Origin of the sequence: Variovorax sp. Root411, from assembly GCF_001425205.1 — a bacterium.
Classification (GTDB): domain Bacteria; phylum Pseudomonadota; class Gammaproteobacteria; order Burkholderiales; family Burkholderiaceae_C; genus Variovorax.
Map to the genome: position 1 here is coordinate 1 of NZ_LMDW01000021.1, position 18,921 is coordinate 18,921.

General features: G+C 68.3%; 19 protein-coding genes. 14 read left to right on the plus strand and 5 right to left on the minus strand.

The genetic code is table 11. The features are described 5' to 3' along the window. From ASC92_RS29530 to ASC92_RS26835, 6 genes are all read left to right on the plus strand, one after another. A partial coding sequence (locus ASC92_RS29530; RefSeq protein WP_056522215.1) for a hypothetical protein occupies positions 1 to 198 on the plus strand: 198 nt, incomplete at its 5' end. Next, a complete protein-coding gene (locus ASC92_RS28815) occupies positions 199 to 669 on the plus strand; it encodes a DUF6896 domain-containing protein (protein WP_157609144.1) in 471 nt (156 codons plus the stop codon). It begins immediately after the preceding gene. Positions 670 to 786: 117 nt separating this feature from the next. Then, positions 787 to 1,797: a sugar ABC transporter substrate-binding protein gene (locus ASC92_RS26820; RefSeq protein ID WP_056522218.1), complete on the plus strand. Its 1,011-nt coding sequence runs from the start codon at positions 787 to 789 to the stop codon at positions 1,795 to 1,797. A gap of 22 nt (positions 1,798 to 1,819) precedes the next feature. Further along, positions 1,820 to 2,779, plus strand: a complete 960-nt coding sequence (locus ASC92_RS26825; protein ID WP_056522220.1) for an ABC transporter permease — start codon at positions 1,820 to 1,822, stop codon at positions 2,777 to 2,779. After that, positions 2,779 to 3,576, plus strand: coding sequence for an ATP-binding cassette domain-containing protein (locus tag ASC92_RS26830; protein WP_056522222.1), 798 nt, complete (start codon positions 2,779 to 2,781; stop codon positions 3,574 to 3,576). The genes ASC92_RS26825 and ASC92_RS26830 overlap by 1 nt, the downstream gene beginning before the upstream one ends. Then, on the plus strand, positions 3,569 to 4,792 hold the full coding sequence (locus ASC92_RS26835) for an ROK family transcriptional regulator (protein ID WP_056522224.1): 1,224 nt from the start codon (positions 3,569 to 3,571) through the stop codon (positions 4,790 to 4,792). The genes ASC92_RS26830 and ASC92_RS26835 overlap by 8 nt, the downstream gene beginning before the upstream one ends. Before the next feature lie 16 nt (positions 4,793 to 4,808). Here ASC92_RS26835 and ASC92_RS26840 read toward each other — a convergent pair whose 3' ends face one another. The 5 genes from ASC92_RS26840 to ASC92_RS26860 all read right to left on the minus strand — a co-directional run bounded on the left by ASC92_RS26840 (position 4,809) and on the right by ASC92_RS26860 (position 9,832). Continuing rightward, positions 4,809 to 5,816: a tripartite tricarboxylate transporter substrate-binding protein gene (locus ASC92_RS26840; protein ID WP_157609159.1), complete on the minus strand. Its 1,008-nt coding sequence runs from the start codon at positions 5,814 to 5,816 to the stop codon at positions 4,809 to 4,811. Positions 5,817 to 5,835: 19 nt separating this feature from the next. Beyond that, positions 5,836 to 7,251, minus strand: a complete 1,416-nt coding sequence (locus ASC92_RS26845) for a sensor histidine kinase (protein WP_056522742.1) — start codon at positions 7,249 to 7,251, stop codon at positions 5,836 to 5,838. A 12-nt stretch (positions 7,252 to 7,263) separates the two neighbouring features. Next, positions 7,264 to 7,929 (minus strand): response regulator, encoded by a 666-nt coding sequence (locus ASC92_RS26850; RefSeq protein ID WP_056522241.1) that lies wholly within the window; start codon positions 7,927 to 7,929, stop codon positions 7,264 to 7,266. A gap of 25 nt (positions 7,930 to 7,954) precedes the next feature. Next, complete coding sequence (locus ASC92_RS26855; protein WP_056522243.1) at positions 7,955 to 8,965, minus strand: Bug family tripartite tricarboxylate transporter substrate binding protein; 1,011 nt, start codon at positions 8,963 to 8,965, stop codon at positions 7,955 to 7,957. Positions 8,966 to 9,037: 72 nt separating this feature from the next. Further along, positions 9,038 to 9,832: an IclR family transcriptional regulator domain-containing protein gene (locus ASC92_RS26860; RefSeq protein ID WP_056522245.1), complete on the minus strand. Its 795-nt coding sequence runs from the start codon at positions 9,830 to 9,832 to the stop codon at positions 9,038 to 9,040. Between the two features lie 199 nt (positions 9,833 to 10,031). Here ASC92_RS26860 and ASC92_RS26865 point away from each other — a divergent pair, with 199 nt between their 5' ends. From ASC92_RS26865 to ASC92_RS26900, 8 genes are all read left to right on the plus strand, one after another. Further along, complete coding sequence (locus ASC92_RS26865) at positions 10,032 to 10,955, plus strand: shikimate dehydrogenase family protein (protein ID WP_056522247.1); 924 nt, start codon at positions 10,032 to 10,034, stop codon at positions 10,953 to 10,955. A 27-nt stretch (positions 10,956 to 10,982) separates the two neighbouring features. Continuing rightward, positions 10,983 to 11,816 carry a shikimate dehydrogenase family protein gene (locus tag ASC92_RS26870; protein ID WP_056522249.1) on the plus strand — a complete coding sequence of 278 codons (834 nt, stop codon included), beginning with the start codon at positions 10,983 to 10,985 and terminating at the stop codon, positions 11,814 to 11,816. A 16-nt stretch (positions 11,817 to 11,832) separates the two neighbouring features. Then, complete coding sequence (gene pcaB / locus ASC92_RS26875) at positions 11,833 to 13,044, plus strand: 3-carboxy-cis,cis-muconate cycloisomerase (protein ID WP_056522251.1); 1,212 nt, start codon at positions 11,833 to 11,835, stop codon at positions 13,042 to 13,044. Beyond that, the gene (locus ASC92_RS26880; RefSeq protein ID WP_056522254.1) at positions 13,041 to 13,463 is read left to right on the plus strand and encodes a carboxymuconolactone decarboxylase family protein; all 423 of its coding nucleotides are present in this window, start codon (positions 13,041 to 13,043) and stop codon (positions 13,461 to 13,463) included. The genes pcaB and ASC92_RS26880 overlap by 4 nt, the downstream gene beginning before the upstream one ends. A gap of 80 nt (positions 13,464 to 13,543) precedes the next feature. Beyond that, positions 13,544 to 14,683, plus strand: a complete 1,140-nt coding sequence (locus ASC92_RS26885) for an MFS transporter (RefSeq protein ID WP_235506033.1) — start codon at positions 13,544 to 13,546, stop codon at positions 14,681 to 14,683. Then, complete coding sequence (locus tag ASC92_RS26890; RefSeq protein WP_056522258.1) at positions 14,680 to 15,444, plus strand: alpha/beta fold hydrolase; 765 nt, start codon at positions 14,680 to 14,682, stop codon at positions 15,442 to 15,444. Before ASC92_RS26885 ends, ASC92_RS26890 begins: the two co-directional genes overlap by 4 nt. A 133-nt stretch (positions 15,445 to 15,577) precedes the next feature. Further along, positions 15,578 to 17,470, plus strand: coding sequence for a bifunctional sugar phosphate isomerase/epimerase/4-hydroxyphenylpyruvate dioxygenase family protein (locus ASC92_RS26895; protein WP_056522261.1), 1,893 nt, complete (start codon positions 15,578 to 15,580; stop codon positions 17,468 to 17,470). A gap of 31 nt (positions 17,471 to 17,501) precedes the next feature. Continuing rightward, positions 17,502 to 18,911: an MFS transporter gene (locus ASC92_RS26900; protein WP_056522263.1), complete on the plus strand. Its 1,410-nt coding sequence runs from the start codon at positions 17,502 to 17,504 to the stop codon at positions 18,909 to 18,911. Positions 18,912 to 18,921 lie beyond the last annotated feature (10 nt).

Sequence of the window (18,921 nt, forward strand, 5' to 3'; positions counted from 1 at the left end):
CATGCTGTCGAACTGAGCGAGACGACGGACGTGAAGGCGCTGATGGCCGGCAACGGCGGGCGCTACGACATCGAGCAGGACCCGCTATGGAACGGGCAGCAGCAGAGAACGCCGGAGGCCTTCGCGAATGAAGTCGCCAGAAGAGGTCCAGACACTAAAAGACCAGGCTGCAATGGCTCGGACCGAAAGGATGAATAGATGCTAGTTATGTCGCCAGAGGAGATTTTGCAGGCTGCAGTCGAGATCGACTCCATGCAAAGGAGGCTTCTCCAAGAATTTTTTTTAAAAAACCCCGATGTGATCGACTTCAAGCTGCTTGCTGATTTTCCTAAATCGGGAGTGCTGACGATCGATGGCGGGAGTTGGACGTACAAAAAGCATGGCCTTGGATATAGCTTTGCAAGTGAGCGCGGTGATGTAATAGACGCGCACAACCATTTCTGTAAGACTTCAAGAGCAATCGATGCTCACCGATTAACTCAGTATCTTGCCTCGTTGAAGGGGAAATCCGGCGACGAGATTGAGGGGCTGTACTCGTTGCTTGAGAATGGCTTGAAAATTTTGGAAAAGGCCAGGAGCACATGCCCTTCGAGAACGGGTCTTCGCACTGATCCGAACCGTCCCGCCCCTCGCCGCAACCCCGGGTTTTCGATAACTAAATCCACTTGATTTAGTCCCTCCGCTGGCCGATAGTCTCCCTGCGCCCGGACACCGAGCCCTCAAGGCCCGAGCGATCCGGTTCCACAAGACCGCAGGCGCTTCGCCGCCCGCCCAAGGAGACCATCCATGTTCAGCTCCCGCTCCATCCTGGCCATGGCGGCCATGTCCCTCACCGCAGTGGCCGCATCCACCGCCTTCGCCGCCGACCAGCCCGTCATCGGCCTCGTCACCAAGACCGAAACCAACCCCTTCTTCGTCAAGATGAAGGAAGGCGCGCAGGAAGAGGCCAAGAAGCTCGGCGCAAAGCTGCTCTCAGGCGCTGGCAAGGCCGACGGCGACAACGCGGGCCAGATCACGGCAATGGAAAACATGATCGCTGCCGGCGCCAAGACCATCCTCATTACGCCGAGCGACGCCAAGGCCATCGTGCCGGCGATCAAGAAGGCGCGCGACAAGGGCGTGATGGTGATCGCGCTCGACAGCCCGGCCGATCCGCCGGACGCGACCGATGCGCTGTTCGCCACCAACAACTACACGGCCGGCGTGCTGATCGGCGAATACGCCAAGGCCGCGATGGCCGGCAAGCCGGCGAAGATCATCGCGCTCGACCTGCTGCCGGGCCACCCGGTAGGCGCGCAGCGCCACAACGGCTTCATGAAGGGCTTCGGGCTTGCCGCCAACGACGCCAAGTCGAACGAGCTGTCGAAAACGCCAGAGATCGTCTGCATGGCCGACAGCTACGGCGACCAGGCCAAGGCGCAGACGGTGATGGAAAACTGCCTGCAGAAGGCACCTGACGTGAACCTGGTCTACACCATCAACGAGCCCGCCGCGGCCGGTGCCTACAACGCGCTGAAGCGCGCGGGCAAGGAGAAGGGCGTGATGATCGTCTCGGTCGACGGCGGCTGCCAGGGCATCAAGGACACGGCCGCGGGCGTCATCGCCGCGACCTCGCAGCAGTACCCGCTGAAGATGGCCGCCATGGGCGTGGCCGCAGGCGTGGAATTCGCCAAGACCGGCAAGAAAGCCTCGGGCTACGTCGACACGGGCGTGACGCTGATCGCCGGCAAGAGCGTGGCCGGCGTCGACAGCAAGGACACCAAGACCGGCACCGAGCTGTGCTGGGGCAAGAAGTAATCGGAAACATCAGGACGAAGCCATGGCGAAGTCTCCAACGCACCACATTCCGTGGGGCGCCCTCGGGCCGTGGCTGGCTCTTCTCGGCGCGTGCATCTTCTTTGCGACCCAGTCGGACCGCTTTCTCACCGGCGGCAATCTCTCGCTGATCCTGCAGCAGGTGATGGTGGTCGGCGTGATCGCCATCGGCCAGACGCTGATCATCCTCACGGCGGGCATCGACCTGTCGTGCGGCATGGTGATGGCGCTGGGCGGGATCATCATGAGCAAGTTCGCGACCGAACTGGGCATGCCCGCGCCGGTGGCCATCCTTTGCGGCATCGGTGTGACCACGCTGTTCGGCCTGCTCAACGGGCTGCTGGTCACGCGCATCAAGCTGCCGCCTTTCATCGTGACGCTGGGCACGCTGAACATCGCCTTCGCGATCACGCAGCTGTATTCGTCGTCGCAGACCATCACCGATTTGCCCGGCGGCCTCACGGGCCTGGGCACCACCTTCGCCATCGGCAATGCCGAAGTGGCGTGGGGTTCGGTGCTGATGCTCGTGCTCTACCTGCTCGCGTGGTTCGTGCTGCGCGAGACGGGTGCTGGCCGGCACATCTATGCAGTGGGCAACAACGCCGAGGCCACGCGGCTGGTCGGCATTCCGACGCAGCGCGTGCTGCTGGGCGTGTACGTGGCGGCGGGCGCACTCTACGGTATTGCCTCGCTGCTGTCGGTGGCGCGCACCGGCGTGGGCGACCCGAACGCGGGGCAGACCGAGAACCTCGACGCCATCACGGCCGTGGTGCTTGGCGGCACCAGCCTGTTCGGCGGCCGCGGCATCGTGCTGGGCTCGCTGATCGGCGTGCTGATCGTGGGCGTGTTCCGCAACGGGCTCACGCTGATGGGCGTGTCGTCGATCTACCAGGTGCTGGTGACGGGCGTGCTGGTGATTCTTGCGGTAGCGGCCGACCAACTCTCGCGCAAGGGGGCCCGCTGATGAACACCATCGCCAACCCCAAGATCGTGATGCAGGCCAAGGGCCTGGTGAAGCGCTACGGCCAGGTCACGGCGCTCGACGGTGTCGACTTCGAGCTGCGCGAAGGAGAAATCCTCGCGGTGATCGGCGACAACGGCGCGGGCAAGTCCTCGCTCATCAAGGCGCTGTCGGGCGCGGTGGTGCCCGACGAAGGGCAGATCCTGCTCGACGGCAAGGCAGTGCATTTCCGCAATCCGCTGGATGCGCGCCGCGCCGGCATCGAGACGGTCTATCAAGATCTCGCCGTGGCCCCGGCCATGACCATCTACGAGAACCTGTTCCTCGGCCGCGAGCTGCGCCGCCCCGGCTTCCTGGGCAACGTGCTGCGCATGCTCGACAAGAAGCAGATGCTGAAGGAAAGCACGGCCCGCATGGCCGACCTGAAGGTCGGCATCCAGTCGATGACGCAGGCCGTCGAAACGCTCTCGGGCGGCCAGCGCCAGTGCGTGGCCGTGGCGCGCAGCGCGGCCTTCGCGCGGCACGTGGTCATCATGGACGAGCCCACCGCCGCCCTCGGCGTGAAGGAGGGCAACATGGTGCTGGAGCTGATCCGCCGTGTGCGCGATCGCGGCCTGCCCGTGGTGCTCATCAGCCACAACATGCCGCACGTGTTCGAGGTGGCCGACCGCATCCACGTGGCGCGCCTTGGCCGTCGCGCGGCCGTGCTCAACCCGAAGAAGATCAGCATGAGCGACACGGTCGCCGTGATGACCGGCGCCATGACGGCCGACCAGTTGCCCGCGGAGGCGCATGCCTGATGCGGACATGCCTGCGCGCACCCCCGACCTGTTGCGGCCCCGCGGCTCCAACCAGGTCGGCATGCGCCAGTTCAACGAGCGCACGGTGCTGCAGGCACTGCGCGTTCACACGAGCCTGCCCAAGGCCGACCTCGCGCGGCTGACCGGGCTCAGCGCGCAGACCATCGGGCTCATCACCGCGCGGCTGGAAGAAGACGGGCTCATCGTCAAGCAGAGCCGCGTGCGTGGGCGCATCGGGCAGCCTTCGGTGCCGCTGGCGCTGAACCCCGACGGCGCCTTCGCCATCGGCATCAAGGTGGGGCGGCGCGGCGCCGAATGGCTGCTGATCGACTTCGCCGCGCAGGTGCGCGAGCGCCACGCGATCAGCTACGACTTTCCCGATGCGGACGAACTGCTGCCCGCCATCGCGCAGCACATCCACCGGCTGCGCGACGGGCTGGGGCCGTTGGCCGTGCGCAATGTGGGCGCGGGGCTGGCCGCGCCGTTCCAGCTCGGCGGCTGGCACCGCACGCTGGGGTTGTCGAAGGCGCAGTCCGACCTGTGGAACCAGATGGACCTGGCCGCCGAGGTGCGCGCGCGCACCGACGTGCCGGTGAGCTTCGCGCGCGACACGGTGGCGGCCTGCGTGGCCGAGCTGGTCGGCGGGCGAGGGCACGACCTGAAGAGCTTCCTCTACATCTTCGTCGACACCTTCGTGGGCGGCGGGCTGGTCATCAACTCGCATCTGCACACGGGTGCGCACGGCAACGCGGGCGCGCTCGCTTCATTGCCGATGCAGCCTCCGGGCAGCCGCGGCGCGCTGCCGCCGCAGCTGGTTGGGCAGGCGTCGCTCTGGGAGCTGGAGCAGCGCCTGGCCGGCGAGGGCCTGGACGCCATGGCCGCTTATGACGACCGCGCCCTGCAGCCGCCCTATGCCGCCACCACACAAGCCTGGCTGGAGAGCGCCTCGCAGGCGCTGGCGCATGCCATCGTGAGCGGCACCGCCATGCTGGACCTGCCCGACGTGGTGGTGGACGGCTCGATGTCGCGCCCGCTGCTGCAGGCGCTGCTCGACCAGACCCGCGCCGCGCTGGACGGCTGCAACTGGGAAGGCCTTTGGCAGCCTCGGCTGCATGGCGGCAAGGCGGGGGCGCAAGCCTGTGCGCTGGGCGGCGCGATGCTGCCGCTGCACGCCAACTTCGCGCCCGACCACGACGTGTTCCTGAAGGCGGCCTGACAAGACTGCCCGGCGTTCAGGAAGGCCAGCGCCGCAAGCCCAGTTCGTCCGCCAGCCGCCGATAACTCTTGATCTGCGCCTGCACGTAGTCGTCGAGCGCGGCGCCGGTGAGCGCAAAGGGGTACAGGCCGTGCTGCTCGCGCAAGGCAGCGAAGCCGGGCGCCGCGCTCGCCTCGCGAAAGGCCGCGGTCCACGCGCGCACGGCCGATTCCGGCACGGCCGCGCTCAGGTAAAGGCCGCGCACGGTGGGCCACACCACATCGACGCCTTGTTCGCGCGCGGTCGGCACGCCGGTGAGTGCGCCGCCGAGCCGGTTCTCCGACAGCACGGCGAGCAGGCGCACAGCCGCACCGCCCGCAATAGCCTGCAGCGCCTCGGCCGCATCGCCCGGAAAGGCGTCCACATGCTTGCCCTGCAGCGCGCCGAGCGCATCGCCCCCGCCCTCGAACGATACGAAGCGCATCGCCTTGTGGTCGCGCCCCGCGGCGCGCACCAGCAGCGCGGCCTTCACCCAGTCCTGGCTGCCCACCGTGCCGCCCGCGCCGAAGGCGATGCGCGACGGGTCCTGCCGCAGCGCGGCGACGAGGTCCTGCAGGCGCTTGTAGGGCGAATCGCGGTGCACGGCGATCACGCCATAGTCGGTTCCGAGCGTTGTGATCCAGCGCACGGCCGAAGGCGAATGCGGTCCGAAGCGGCCCTGTGCGAGGTTGAGTAGCGAGCCGCTCGAGAACGCCACCAGCGTGCCCGGCCCGCCGAGGCGGCCGGTGGCAATGCGGTCGAAGGCTACGGCGCCGATGCCGCCCGGCAGGTAGCGCTGGGCGAGCGGCGGGCGAGCCGGGCGCACGGCCTGCAGCGCATCGCGCGCGAGCGCACAGGTCAGTGCGAAGCCGCCGCCGGCCTTGGCGGGGATCACGCAGTCGGCGGCGTCTTCGGAGGGATCGTTCGCAGCAGCCATCGCGCCCGCGCCCCAAGGCATCAGCAGCGCGGACAGCGCGCGAAGTGCGTGGCGGCGGGTAGGTGGCATGGTCATGGCGGCGGTCCTGTCAGGCGGCAGTCGTGGCTTTGGTGCGGGGCCACCAGATGATTGCATGCAGGCCGGTGCCGGCCTCGCGCGCTTCGAGCCGCAACTCGCCCCGGTGCCGCTGCGCGATGGAACGCGCAATGGCCAGCCCGAGCCCGAAGCCGCCCTTGCCGGCGCGCGCGCCGCGCCGGAAGCGTTGGCCGAGCGCGGCGCGCTCCTCGTCGCCGATGCCGGGGCCGTTGTCCTCTACGTTGAGGCTCCAGCCCGCCGCGTCGCCCGCGGCAAAGAGCGTGATCGTGCCCTCGGCAGGCGTGTAGGTGATGGCGTTGGCCACCAGGTTGCCCAGCGCCTCGCGCATCAAGGATCGATCCGCCACGGCAAGGAATTCAGGCGCGGGCGAATGAATGCCCAGGTCGATGCGCTTGGCGCGCGCCAGCGGCAGCAGATCGACCGCCACCTCGCGCAGCAATGCCGCGACGTCGAACTCGGCGGGTTCCACCGACACCGTGTCGCTGCGGCCCAGTGCCAGCAGCTGCTGTGCGCTGCGCGTCGCGCGGCCGATCTCGGTGCCAAGCGCGTCGAGCGCCACCTGCACCTGCGCCGGGTCCTGCTCGCGCCGCGCGTAGTCGGCCTGCATCTGCAGCGTGGTCAGGTGCGTGCGCAGTTGGTGCGAGGCGTCGTCCAAAAACTGGCGCTGCTGCGTGACGAGCTCTTGCGTGCGCGACATCTGCTGGTTGACCGCCGTCACCAGCGGGCGCACTTCGGCGGGCAGGTCGGTTTCTGCGATGCGCGTGAGGTCGTCCGGCGTGCGCGCCTGCACCTCGCGCGCCAGCCGCGACAGGGGCCGCAGCGCCGCCGCCAGCGCAATGGCGGTGCCGCACAGCAGTATCGCCAGCACAAGAGCATCGCGCAGTGCTGCGCTGCGCACGAAGCGCGCGCTGAACTCCTGCCGCGAGCGCGTGCTCTCGCCCACCTGGATCAGCACGCTGCGCCCGGTGCTGCCGGCCGGCGCGCGATCGAGGTCGCGCCGGTAGGCCGCGAGCCGCACCGATTCTCCGAAGTAGGCCGCGTCGTAGAAGGCCGGCACGCCCATCGCCAGTTCGGCGGGCGGTGCGGGCAGGTCGGCGCTGCCGAGCTCGACCAGCCCGTCGGACGTGGACACACGAAAGAACACCTGCCCGCTCGCCGTGAGCTCGAAGAACTCGAACATCGTGTACGGCAGCTCCACCGACAGGCCGCCCGAGGCGGTCGAGATGTTGGCGTCGATGGATTTGAGCGCGCCCAGCAGCGAGCGGTCGTACGCCGCGTTGGCTGCGGCGAGCGCGTCGTGCCGCGTCATCCAAAGCTCGATGCCTGTCACGATGAGGAGGGCGGGGAACAGCAGCAGTGCGAGCCGCTGCCACAGGCTCGCGCGCCGCAGACGCGCTGCAAGGTTCAGCGTCACGCTCACTCAGTCCGCTTCCAGCACGTAGCCGAGTCCGCGCAGCGTGACGATGCGAACTCCGCTACCGTCGAGCCGCTTGCGTAGCCGGTAGACGAAGACCTCTACCGCCTCGGGGTGCACGTCTTCGTCATCGGAGAACACGCGCTCCAGGATCTGCTGCTTCGACAGCGGCTCTCCGCTGCGCTGCACCAGCACGCGCAGCACGGCCAGTTCGCGCGGCGAGAGCGCCAGCGCCTCGCCGTTCAGCGTGAAGTGCCGGCGCGCGCCGTCGTACACCAGCGGGCCGCAGGCCAGCCGCGGATGCTCGATGCCCCGCGCACGCCGCACCAGTGCGTGCAGCCGCGCCTCGAGCTCGGCCAGTGCAAAAGGCTTGGCGAGGAAGTCGTCGGCGCCCGCGTTGAGCGAGGCGACGCGTTCGTTCAGCGAGTCGCGCGCCGTGAGGATCAGCGCCGGCAGCCGCTGGTCGCGTTCGCGCAGCCGCTGCAGCACCGTGTGCCCGTCGAGCCCGGGCAGGCCCAGGTCGAGCACCAGCGCGTCGTGGTCGCGCTGCTGCAGCGCCCGGTCGGCCAGGCGCCCATCGTCTACCCATTCGACCTGGATGCCCGCGTGCTCCAGCGCCTTGCACAGCCAGGTGCCCAGGGTGTGTTCGTCTTCGGCAAGGAGGATGCGCATGGGCCGATGCTAGGGCCGGCAGGGCTCAATCCGGCTTGATGTTTGCCCTTGCGATGACCTTTTGCCAGCGCGCCTGCTCGGCCGCGATGAACTGCGCGAACTGCTCGGGCGTGCCGCCGATGGCCTCAGCGGCGTCGGCCGTCAAACGCTGCATCGAATCGGGTGACTTCACGGCCTTCATCGTCTCGGCGGAAAGCTTGGCCAGGTTGGCAGGCGCGATGTTGGCCGGTGCGAGCATGCCGTACCACTGCGTCATCTCGAAACCCGGAAAGCCCTGTTCGGCCACGGTCGGCACATCGGGCAGTTGCGCAAGGCGCTTGGCCGAGCCGGTCGCGATGCAGCGCACCTTGCCGGCCTTGATGAACGGAATGATCGCCGCCGCGCCAATGGCGGAGGCGTCGAGCCGGCCCGAGAGCAGGTCGGTCACCATCGGGCCGGTGCCGCGGTAGGGCACGTGCAGCATGAACACGTCGGCTGTCATCTTCAGGTACTCGAAGGCGAGCTGGCCCGCGCTGCCGTTGCCCGCCGAGCCGTAGCTGAGCTTGCCGGGCTTCGACTTGGCATAGGCGATGAACTCCTTGAGGTTCTTCGCCGGCACGTCGGGGTGCACCACGTACAGGCTGGGCACCTTGGCCAGCAGGCTCACGGGCTTGAAGTCCTTGTTCGCGTCGTAGGGCAGCTTGGCGAAGATGTACGGGTTGACCGCCAGCGTGCCGATGTGGCCGAGGATCAGCGTGTGCTGGTCGGTGCTGCGCGCCACCTCGCTCATCGCGATGTTGCCGGCGGCGCCCGGCTTGTTGTCGACGAACACGCTCTGGCCCAGCGTGCGCGAGAGTTCGGCGGCGGTCGAGCGCGCGACGATCTCCGAGCTGCCGCCCGGCGCGAAGGGCACGACGAAGCGGATCGACTTGCTGGGCCAGGTGTCCTGCGCCGAAGCCAGGGAGGGGAGCAGGCCGCCGAGGGCTGCGGCGCCGCCGGCTTGCAGCAGGCCGCGGCGGTTCAGGCGGGCGTCGTCGGGAACGAAGAGGTCGGACATGGTGCTTGTCTCCAGCGCTTTTGGATTGAAAGCGCGCATGGTGCCCGACGGTTGCTGTCGGAAAGCTGTCAGTCAGATCAGGTTGCGCATCGCCTGCGCCGTCTCGCGCAGCACCGGCAGCACGCGCGCCACCGCGTCTTCCGAGCTTTCATGCCCCATCGGCATCGTGATGTTCAGCGCCCCGACCAGCGTGCCGTGCCGGTCGCGCAGCGGCACCGCGATGCCGCGTGAGTTCAGGTCGAGCTGCTGTTCCGAAAGAGCCCAGCCCTGCGCCCGGATGCGCGCCAGCTCGAGCTTCATGCGCTCCATGCTCGAGATGGTGTGCGAGGTGAACACCGTGAGCTGCCGGGTCGTCAGCCATTCGTTCAGCTCGGCATCGCTGCGCAGCGACAGCATCAGCATGCCCGAGGCCGTGACCTGCGCCGGCACGCGCGCGCCGAGCACGTAGCCCGTGCTCATGCTGCGGTTGGGGCCGTTGCGCGCGATGTAGACCACCTCGTCGCCGTCCATCACGCTGAGGTAGGCGATCTCGTTGGTACCGGCGGCCACCCGCTGCAGGAAGGGCTGCACCACGCGCGGCAGCCGGGCAGACTCCAGGTACGACTGGCCCAGCCGCAGCACGCGCGGCGTGAGCCAGAACAGCTTGCCGTCGCTCGCGACGTAGCCCATGTGCTGCAAGGTCAGCAGGTAGCGCCGGGCGGCGGTGCGGGTCATGTTCGTGCGCTGGCCGGCCTGGCTGGCGGTGAGGCGCGGGTTGGCATCGTCGAAGGCCTCGATGATGCTCACGCCGCGCTCCAGGCCGGCGATCCAGTCGCGCTTGTCCAGGCCGGGCGGGGGCGCGGCGTCGTCCTTGCTGTCCTTGCTCATGGCGGGAAGTGTGCCTTCGTGGAAGGGTTCGGGGGCTGCATTGAATGCAGGTGAAAACCCTTGAATCGAACGATAAACGATTTTTAAAGTTCGATGATCGATCGTTTGTCCTGTGAGGGGGCTGCGAGATTTGGGTGAAGCGACTATAAAGCTCGGCATCCGGCCTCGAAAAGAGCGATTGACGAACGGAAGCACGCACATGAGCCATTCCATCCGCGGCAGCACCCAGGCTTACCTGATTCCCGGCGACCCGGTTCGCAACGTGCGGCTGCCGCGCATGTTCAACGCCGCCTTCGAGCGTTTCGGCATCGATGCCGTGCTGCTGCCCATGCAGGTGCCAGTGCGCGACTTTGCGGTGTTCTTCAAGTCGGCCTTTCTTGCGCGCAACTTGCGCGGCATGGTGATCGCGCCGCCGCACAAGCCGCTGGTGGTCGACCTGCTCGACGGCTGCGGCCTCTTCGGCCGCGTGGCCGGCTCGGTCAACGTGGTGCGCCGCACCGAGGGCGACCAGCTCGAAGGCGACCTGTTCGACGGCGAAGGCCTGATCGGCGCGCTCGACCACTGCAGCATCCCGTTCCGCGGCAAGCGCGTGCTGATCCTCGGCGCGGGCGTGAGCGCCGCGGCCATCGGCGTGGCGCTGGCCGAGGGCGGCACGGTGAACGGCGCGGAGTACATCGCGTTCTATGACAGCGCCGCAGGCAAGGCGGCCGGCGTGGCCGCCAAGCTTGATGCCTTCTTCGACGCGACCGTGGCCGCGGTGAACAGCAACGCACCCGAAGGCTTCGACCTCGTGATCAACGCCACGCAGCTCGGGCTGGTCGATGGCGATGCATTGCCGGTCGACGTGGCGCGGATGGAAAGCCATGCCGCGCTGTTCGACATTCTTCTGCGCAACCAGCCCACGCCGCTGGTGCGCGCGGCCCGCGCACGCGGGCTCAACGCGCAGGCGGGCTTCGAGATGCTGATCCAGCAGATGCCGCACTACTTTCGCTACTTCGGCCATCTGGACGCGGCCGCCGCGATGCAGGCCGACTCGAACTTCCTGCGCGAAATCATCTATCCGCCGGCGATGCACGCCGAAATCGCGCAGCCGCTGCGCTACCACTCCTCCAGCGTGGCCTGACCGCGCCTTCCTACTGAAACGAACGACATGATTTCCGGCAAGACCACGCTCATCGCCCACATCGGCTATCCCACCGAAGCCTTCAAGGCTCCAATGATCTACAACCCCTGGTTCGACAAGCAGGGCATCGACGCCGTGGTCGTGCCCATGGGCGTGAAGCCCGAGGACTACGCGGCCTCGCTGCCGCAGATCTTCAAGTTCAGCAACCTGCGCGGCGCGTTGGTGACCATGCCGCACAAGGTCACGACGATGGCGCTGGTCGACGAGGTGACGCCCACGGCGCGCGTCGCGGGCGCCTGCAACGCGATCCTCAAGCGGCCCGACGGCACGCTGCTGGGCGACCAGTTCGACGGCGCGGGTTTCGTGCGCGGCGTGGAGCGCAAGGGGCGCCTCTTCAAGGGCACGCGCGTGCTGGTGTCGGGCACGGGCGGCGTGGGCTCGGCCATTGCGGCGTCGATTGCCGCGGCAGGCGCTGCCGAACTGATGCTGTTCGACATGAGCGAGGCTTCGGCCGGCGCACTGGCCGCGCGGCTGCGCGAGCACTACCCGCAGATGAAGGTGGCCACGGGCTCGAAGGACCCAGCGGGCTACGACGTGGTCGTCAACGCCACGCCGCTCGGCATGAAGGAGGGCGATCCGCTGCCCTTCGACGTGGACCGCATCGACCCGAACACCTTCGTCGGCGAGGTCGTCATGAAGACCGAGTTCACGCCGTTGCTGCAGGCGGCCAAGGCCAAGGGTTGCCAGGTGCAGGTCGGCACCGACATGCTGTTCGAGATGATTCCCGCGTACCTCGAGTTCTTCGGCTTCGGCACGGCCTCGCCGGAAGAGCTGCGCGCCGTGGCCCAACTGAAGTACTGAAAGGCCGGGTCACCCCATGAGTATTTTTGAAGGTTTCCTCTCCACATCCGAAACGCTCGGCGCCTTCAGCGACCGCGCTTTCGTCGACGCCATGCTGCGCTTCGAGGCCGCGCTCGCGCGCGCGCAGGCGGCCGAAGGGCTGATCCCCGAAAGCGCCGCGCATTCGATCGTCAGCAGTTGCAAGGTCGAGCTGTTCGATGTTGCCAAGATCGTGCGCGAGAGCGGCCGCGCGGGCAGCGTCGCGATTCCGCTGGTGAAGGCGCTGCGCGAAGCCGTGGGCCTGTTCAATGCCGAGGCCGCGCCTTTCGTGCACTTCGGCAGCACCAGCCAGGACGTGATCGACAGCGCGATGGCGCTGGTCACGCGCGAGGCGGTCGCCCTCGTCGAGGCCGACCTCGCCAAGGCCGCCGATGCGTTGCTGCGCCTGGCTGTCACGCACGCCGAAACGCCGATGCTCGCGCGCACGCTGATGCAGCCGGCTTCGGTCACCAGCTTCGGCTTCAAGTGCGCGGGCTGGGCCGCGCCGCTGGTGCGCAGCCGCCTCCGCCTGCGTGATGCGGCGAAGCATGCGCTGCAGCTGCAGCTCGGCGGCGCCGTCGGCACGCTGGCGCAGATGAAGGGGCAGGGCGCGGCCGTACGCAAGCGCATGGCCAAGGAACTGGGGCTGGGCGATCCCGGCGCGACATGGCACACGCAGCGCGACGAATGGGTGGCGCTCGGCTGCGAGCTGGGCCTCGTTACCGGCAGCCTCGGCAAGATCGCGGTCGACATCGCGCTGCTCGGGCAGTACGAAGTCGGCGAAGTTGCAGAACCCAGCGAGCCTGGCCGCGGCGGTTCGTCGGCCATGCCGCACAAGCGCAACCCGGTGGCCTCGATGGTCGCCATTGCCGCCGCGCACCGCGCACCGCAGCGCGTGGCCGCATTGCTCGGCGCCATGCCGCAACAGCACGAGCGCGCGCTCGGCGCCTGGCAGGCCGAGCTGGCCGAATGGCCGCAGCTGCTGATGTCGGCGCACGGCAGCGTGCGCGCAATGGCGGGCGCCTTGCCCGGCCTGCAGGTCGACGCCGCGCGCATGCGCGCCAACATCGACCGGCTGCGTTCCGAACTCCCGCGCGACGCGGCCGACGAATGGTTCGACCCCGCGCTCGCCCGCAACGCCGGACAGACCGCACTCGCCGAAGTGAAGGCGCTGCAGGCTCGGCTCAACGACAAGGAACTCTCGCAATGACCGCCCCCGAAACTCCCGCCGACGGCTACGAAGCCGGCCTCGTCAACCGCCGCCGCGTGCTCGGCGATGCCTGGGTCGACAAGTCGCTCGCCAACCGCAACGGCTTCAACGCCGAGTTCCAGGAACTGATCACGCGCCACGCGTGGAACGACATCTGGGGCCGCCCCGCGCTGGGCGACAAGACGCGCCGCTACATGGTGCTGTCGATGATGCTGGGCATCCATGCGTACGAAGAATTCGCCATGCACGTGCGCGCCGCGCTCGACGGCCCGCCCGAGTCGCGCCTCACGCCCGAGGACATCAAGGAAGTGATCATGATGGCCGCCATCTACTGCGGCGTGCCGGTGGCCAACCATGCGTTCGGCATCGCGGCCGGCATCCTGCGCGAGAAGGGCTTGCTGCCTGCGCTGCCCCAGTGAGCACGCCGGTCGCCCGCGGAAAGGCCCGGTTCGACGCCAGCTTCTCCTTGCTGCTGCCGCTCTTGCTGGCGGCGCAGCCGATGGCAACCGACAGCTACCTGCCGGCGCTGCCGGCCATTGCGAAGGAACTCGGTTCCGCCAGCACCAGCCTCACGCTGTTCGTGCTGGCCTTCGGCTTCGCGCAGCTGCTGTGCGGCCCGCTGGCCGACCGGTTCGGGCGCCGCCCGGTGCTGCTGGCGGGGCTCGGCTGCTACGTGCTTGCGGCATTGGGCGGCGCGCTCGCGGGCAGCGTGGCGCTGCTTGCGGGCTGGCGCGCGCTGCAGGGCTTCTCGATGGCGGCGATCCTCGTGTGCTCGCGCGCGGCGGTGCGCGACCTGTACCCCGCGCACGAAGGTCCGCATGTGATGGCGCGCGGCCTGACCGGGCTGGGCGTGGTCGGCCTTCTGGCGCCATTGCTGGGCGCCTGGCTGGTGCAGGGCGCGGGCTGGCGCTGGGTGATGGTGGCGATGGCGGCGTATGCCTCGGTGCTGTTCGCGCTGTGCTGGCGCTCGTTCGGCGAAACGCGCAAGCCGCCGGGCGAGGGCGAGTCGTCCGCGCCGCGCGGCAGCACGCGCGCCGTGTTCGCGAGCCGGTCCTTCCGCGCCTGGGCTTCGCTGGCTGCGGCGACGTGGGGCGGGCTGTTCTGCTTCCTGCTGCTGTCGCCGATGGTCTACATCGGCTACCTGGGCTGGTCGCCTGCTTGGTACGGATGGATCCCGGCCGGCGGCTCGCTGGTCTATATCTTCAGCACCACCATGTGCCGCACGCTCCTGAGGCGCTACGGGCCGGTGCGCACCGTGCGGCTGGGCGCTTCGCTGAGCCTGGCAGGGGCGCTCGTCCAAGCGCTCGGTTGCTGGCTGATGCCGCTGAGCGCTGTGCCGCTGCTGCTCGGCCATGCCGTGTATTGCCTCGGCCACGGCATCCACCAGCCCTGCGGACAGGCGGGCGCGGTGGGGGACTTGCCGCACCTGGCGGGGCGGGCCGTGTCGTGGTCCGGCTTCGGCGTGATGATGGTCGCGTTCTGCGTGGGCCAGGCGGCCTCGCATTTCGTCGACGCCGATTTTTCCCATGGCGCCTGGCCGATGGTCGTGCCCATGCTGCTGGCCGGCGGCGTGCTGATGGCCATCGCGTTCTTCTGGCTGCCGCGTCTTCAACACCCGAAAAAGGAAACCACACCATGACCCGTCTGAATGTCGTCCGCGAAGGCGATGGCCCCATCGTCGTGCTCAGCCATGCGCTCGGCTGCGACCTGAGCATGTGGAACGGCGTGGCCGCCCAGCTCGCGCGCGCCCACACGGTGCTGCGCTACGACCACCGCAACCACGGCGCGTCGGAAGTGGTGCCCGGTGCACTGCGCGTCGAGACGCTGACGCAGGACGTGGCCGAGCTCATCGAGCGCGAGGCGGGCGGCGAGCCGGTGCACTTCGTCGGACTCTCGATGGGCGGCATGACCGCGCAGGCGCTGGCGGTGCGGCACCCCGAACTGCTGAAGACGGTGGTGATCGCCAACTCGTCGGCCCACTACCCCGACCAGGCCCCCTGGCGCGCACGCGCCGAGACGGTGGCCGCCAAGGGCGTGGCCGCCATCGCCCCGGGCGCCGTGGCGCGCTGGCTCACGCCGGCCTACGTGGGCACGCCCGAGGGCGCGGCCGCCGCGAAGGCGCTGCACGACGTGCTGGTGCACACCGACGCACAGGGCTACATCGAGAGCTGCAACGCCGTCGCGGCCATCGATTTCCGCGAGAGCAACCACCGCATGGCGGTGCCCACGCTGGTGGTCGGCGGGCTGCAGGACGAGGCCACGCCGATGGCGATGTCGCAGGCCATGGCCGGGGCCATTCCGGGCGCGCGTCTCGTCACCATCGACGCCGCGCACCTGAGCGCGGTCGAACGCCCGGTGGAGTTCACGCAGCTGCTGATCGATTTCTGGCGCAGCCTTTGAAGGCCACCGGCGGGGGCGGGAGCCTAGGTTTATCCCGCATTTCGTGCGAATGATGAACGCATGTGATCGATCATCGATCAGTCGGCCTCGGAATTGATTGTGGCGAGGGCTGGGTATTTCTAAAGTCCACTCCATGCATCGCTCCATCGCCACCGTCTCGCTCAGCGGCACGCTCCGCCAGAAGCTCGAAGCCGTCGCCGCCGCCGGTTTCGACGGCATCGAGCTGTTCGAGGCCGACTTCATCAACTTCAAGGGCACTGCCGCCGAGCTGGGCCGCATTGCGGGCGACCTTGGCCTGAGCATCGACCTGTACCAGCCGTTCCGCGATTTCGAGGGCATGCCCGAGGCGCAGTTCAGCCGCAGCCTGGAGCGCGCCGAGCGCAAGTTCGACCTGATGGAAGCCATGGGCGCGCCGATGGTGCTGTGCTGCTCGAACACCTCGCCGCTGTCTGTCAACGACCCGGCACGCGCCGCCGCGCAACTGCATGAACTGGCCGAGCGCGCCGCGCGCCGCAACCTGCGCGTGGGCTTCGAGGCGCTGGCCTGGGGCCGCCACACCTCGCTGTACGGCCAGGCCTGGGACATCGTGAAGCAGGCCGACCACGCGCATCTCGGCCTGATTCTCGACAGCTTCCACACGCTCTCGCTGAAGGACGATCCGGCGGGCATCGCCAAGATTCCGGGCGACAAGATCTTCTTCCTGCAGATGGCCGACGCGCCGCTGCTGTCGATGGACGTGCTGCAGTGGGCGCGCCACCACCGCTCGTTCCCTGGGCAGGGCGACTTCGACGTGGTCGCCTTCTTCGAGCAGGTGCTGCGCGCGGGCTACACCGGGCCGCTGTCGCTCGAGATCTTCAACGACATCTTCCGCGAGACGCCGAACCGCCGCACAGCGGTGGACGCCATGCGCTCGCTGCTGTACCTCGAAAGCGAAGCGCGCGCGCGGCTGGTGGCCGAAGCCCTGATACAGCCACTGCAGGTGGAGCTGTTCAACCCGCCGCCGGTGTCCGCGCTGTCGGGCCTTTCGTTCATCGAGTTCGCGGCCGACGAGGCTTCGGCCGCAACGCTGGACACGCTGGTGAAGCAGCTCGGCTTCCGCCGCATCGGCAAGCATCGCTCCAAGGCCGTCACGCTGTATCGCCAGGGCGAGATCAACCTGATCGTCAATGCCCAGCCCGATTCCTTTGCGCGCAGCCGCTTCGAGGCGCACGGCACCTCGGTGTGCGCGCTGGGCGTGCGCTGCGGCGACCCGCTGGCGGCCGTGGACCGCGCGACCGCGATGCGCTCGCAGCGGCACGACAGCCCGGTCGGCCCTCACGAACTGCACGTGCCCGCCATCGTCGCGCCGGGCGGCAACCTCATTCACTTCGTGCCCGAGGCGCTGGGCGCCAACGGCCTGTACGAGGCCGACTTCGTCCTCGAAGACGATGGCGCCCAAGCCAAGGACGACAACGACGCCGGCCTGCTGCGCATCGACCACGTGGCCCTGGGCCTGGCGGTCGACCAGCTCGACACCTGGGTGCTGTTCACGCGCGCCGTGCTCGGCCTGGAACCAGGCGAAAGCCTGGAGCTGGCCGATCCCTTCGGCCTGATCCGCAGCCGCGGCGTTGCCAACGCGGACCGCAGCGTGCGCCTGGTGCTCAACGTGTCGCTGAGCCAGCGCACCCGCACCGCGCGCACGTTGAGCGTGACCGGCGGCGGGGCGGTGCACCACATCGCGCTGGGCTGCGCGGACATCTTCGACACGGCCGCGAAACTGCGCGCCAATGGCACGCGCTTCGTGCCCATCTCCGACAACTACTACGACGACCTGGCCACGCGCATCGACATCGCGCCCGAACTGCTGGCGCGCATGCGCGAAGCGGGCGTGCTGTTCGACCGTTCGCCGGCGGGCGACTACCTGCACATCTACACCGAGAACATCGAAGGCGGACTGTTCTTCGAACTGGCACAGCGCACCGCGGGCTACGACGCCTACGGCGCGCTCAACGCACCCGCGCGCATGGCATCGCAGGCGCAGGAATAGATAGATTTTTTCGTCAACCCGGAGACAAACCATGGCAACCACCACGGCCCACGAGCCGAAAGGCAAGCACCAGTCGAAGAAGGCCACCGCGAGCGGCTGGATCGGCTCGGCGCTGGAGTACTACGACTTCTTCATCTACGCCACCGCGGCGGCGCTGATCTTTCCGCAGATCTTCTTTCCGAAGGGCGACCCGCAGATCGCCATCATCGCGTCGCTCGCGACGTACGGCGTGGGCTACGTCGCACGACCGATCGGCGCGGTGCTGCTGGGCCACTGGGGCGACACACACGGCCGCAAGAACGTGCTGATCCTCTGCATGTTCCTGATGGGACTTTCCACCGTTGCCGTCGGCCTGCTGCCGACATATGACCAGGTCGGCCTGTGGGCGCCCGCGCTGCTGGTGCTGCTGCGCCTGATCCAGGGCTTCGCGGTGGCCGGCGAGATTTCCGGCGCGAGCTCGATGATCCTGGAGCACGCGCCGTTCGGGCGCCGCGGCTTCTTCGCGAGCTTCACGCTGCAGGGCGTGCAGGCCGGCCAGATCATGGCGGCCGCCGTGTTCCTGCCGCTCGCGCACTACATGGACAAGGACGCCTTCAACTCCTGGGGCTGGCGCATTCCGTTCCTGCTGAGCTTCATCGTCATCGTGGCCGGCTACATCATCCGCAGGGAAGTTGACGAGACACCCGCTTTCACCGAAGTCGACAAGAGCGGAGCAGTGCCGAAGGCGCCGGTGATCCAGGCCGTGACCGAGAGCTGGCCCGACATGCTGCGCGTGCTGCTGTGCTCCCTGATGAACGTGATCCCGGTGGTCGCGACCATCTTCGGCGCCGCCTACGCGGTGCAGCCCGGCTACGGCATCAACTTCGAGAAAGACATCTACCTCTGGATTCCGGTGATCGGCAACATCCTGGCCGTGATCGTGATTCCGTACGTCGGCACCCTGTCGGACAAGATCGGCCGCCGCCTGCCGATCGTCGTCGGAGCCATCGGTTCGGGCCTGCTGTCGTTCGGCTACCTGTACGCCATCAGCATCCACAACGTGCCGCTGGCCATCGTGATGTCGCTCTTGATGTGGGGCGTGGTCTACCAGGGCTACAACGCCGTGTTCCCGAGCTTCTATCCGGAGATGTTCCCCACGCGCACCCGCGTCTCGGGCATGGCGATCTCGCAGAACATCGGCACCGCGATCACTGCGCTGCTGCCGGCGCTGTTCGTGGCGGTCGCGCCCCCCGGCGCCGCCAACATCCCGCTGACCGTCGGTTGCATCACTCTCGCGATCTGCGCCATCGCCGCCGTCTCGGCCTGGAGCGCCCGCGAAACCTACCGCGTGCACATGAACGACCTGGGCAGGCCCGACGCGATTCCGGTCGACAAGCAGGAGTACGACCTCCTGCGCGAGAAGACGCTGGCGGAAGCGCGCATGGCCAAGGCCGCGGCCTGAGCTTGGGTCT

Excerpts from the sequence above, each read along its gene's own strand:
- ASC92_RS28815 (WP_157609144.1), top strand. The coding sequence starts at position 199 with ATGCTAGTTATGTCGCCAGAGGAGATTTTGCAGGCTGCAGTCGAGATC.
- ASC92_RS26820 (WP_056522218.1), top strand. The coding sequence starts at position 787 with ATGTTCAGCTCCCGCTCCATCCTGGCCATGGCGGCCATGTCCCTCACC.
- ASC92_RS26825 (WP_056522220.1), top strand. The coding sequence starts at position 1,820 with ATGGCGAAGTCTCCAACGCACCACATTCCGTGGGGCGCCCTCGGGCCG.
- ASC92_RS26830 (WP_056522222.1), top strand. The coding sequence starts at position 2,779 with ATGAACACCATCGCCAACCCCAAGATCGTGATGCAGGCCAAGGGCCTG.
- ASC92_RS26835 (WP_056522224.1), top strand. The coding sequence starts at position 3,569 with ATGCCTGATGCGGACATGCCTGCGCGCACCCCCGACCTGTTGCGGCCC.
- ASC92_RS26840 (WP_157609159.1), bottom strand. The coding sequence starts at position 5,816 with ATGCCACCTACCCGCCGCCACGCACTTCGCGCGCTGTCCGCGCTGCTG.
- ASC92_RS26850 (WP_056522241.1), bottom strand. The coding sequence starts at position 7,929 with ATGCGCATCCTCCTTGCCGAAGACGAACACACCCTGGGCACCTGGCTG.
- ASC92_RS26855 (WP_056522243.1), bottom strand. The coding sequence starts at position 8,965 with ATGTCCGACCTCTTCGTTCCCGACGACGCCCGCCTGAACCGCCGCGGC.
- ASC92_RS26860 (WP_056522245.1), bottom strand. The coding sequence starts at position 9,832 with ATGAGCAAGGACAGCAAGGACGACGCCGCGCCCCCGCCCGGCCTGGAC.
- ASC92_RS26865 (WP_056522247.1), top strand. The coding sequence starts at position 10,032 with ATGAGCCATTCCATCCGCGGCAGCACCCAGGCTTACCTGATTCCCGGC.
- ASC92_RS26870 (WP_056522249.1), top strand. The coding sequence starts at position 10,983 with ATGATTTCCGGCAAGACCACGCTCATCGCCCACATCGGCTATCCCACC.
- pcaB (WP_056522251.1), top strand. The coding sequence starts at position 11,833 with ATGAGTATTTTTGAAGGTTTCCTCTCCACATCCGAAACGCTCGGCGCC.
- ASC92_RS26880 (WP_056522254.1), top strand. The coding sequence starts at position 13,041 with ATGACCGCCCCCGAAACTCCCGCCGACGGCTACGAAGCCGGCCTCGTC.
- ASC92_RS26885 (WP_235506033.1), top strand. The coding sequence starts at position 13,544 with ATGGCAACCGACAGCTACCTGCCGGCGCTGCCGGCCATTGCGAAGGAA.
- ASC92_RS26890 (WP_056522258.1), top strand. The coding sequence starts at position 14,680 with ATGACCCGTCTGAATGTCGTCCGCGAAGGCGATGGCCCCATCGTCGTG.
- ASC92_RS26895 (WP_056522261.1), top strand. The coding sequence starts at position 15,578 with ATGCATCGCTCCATCGCCACCGTCTCGCTCAGCGGCACGCTCCGCCAG.
- ASC92_RS26900 (WP_056522263.1), top strand. The coding sequence starts at position 17,502 with ATGGCAACCACCACGGCCCACGAGCCGAAAGGCAAGCACCAGTCGAAG.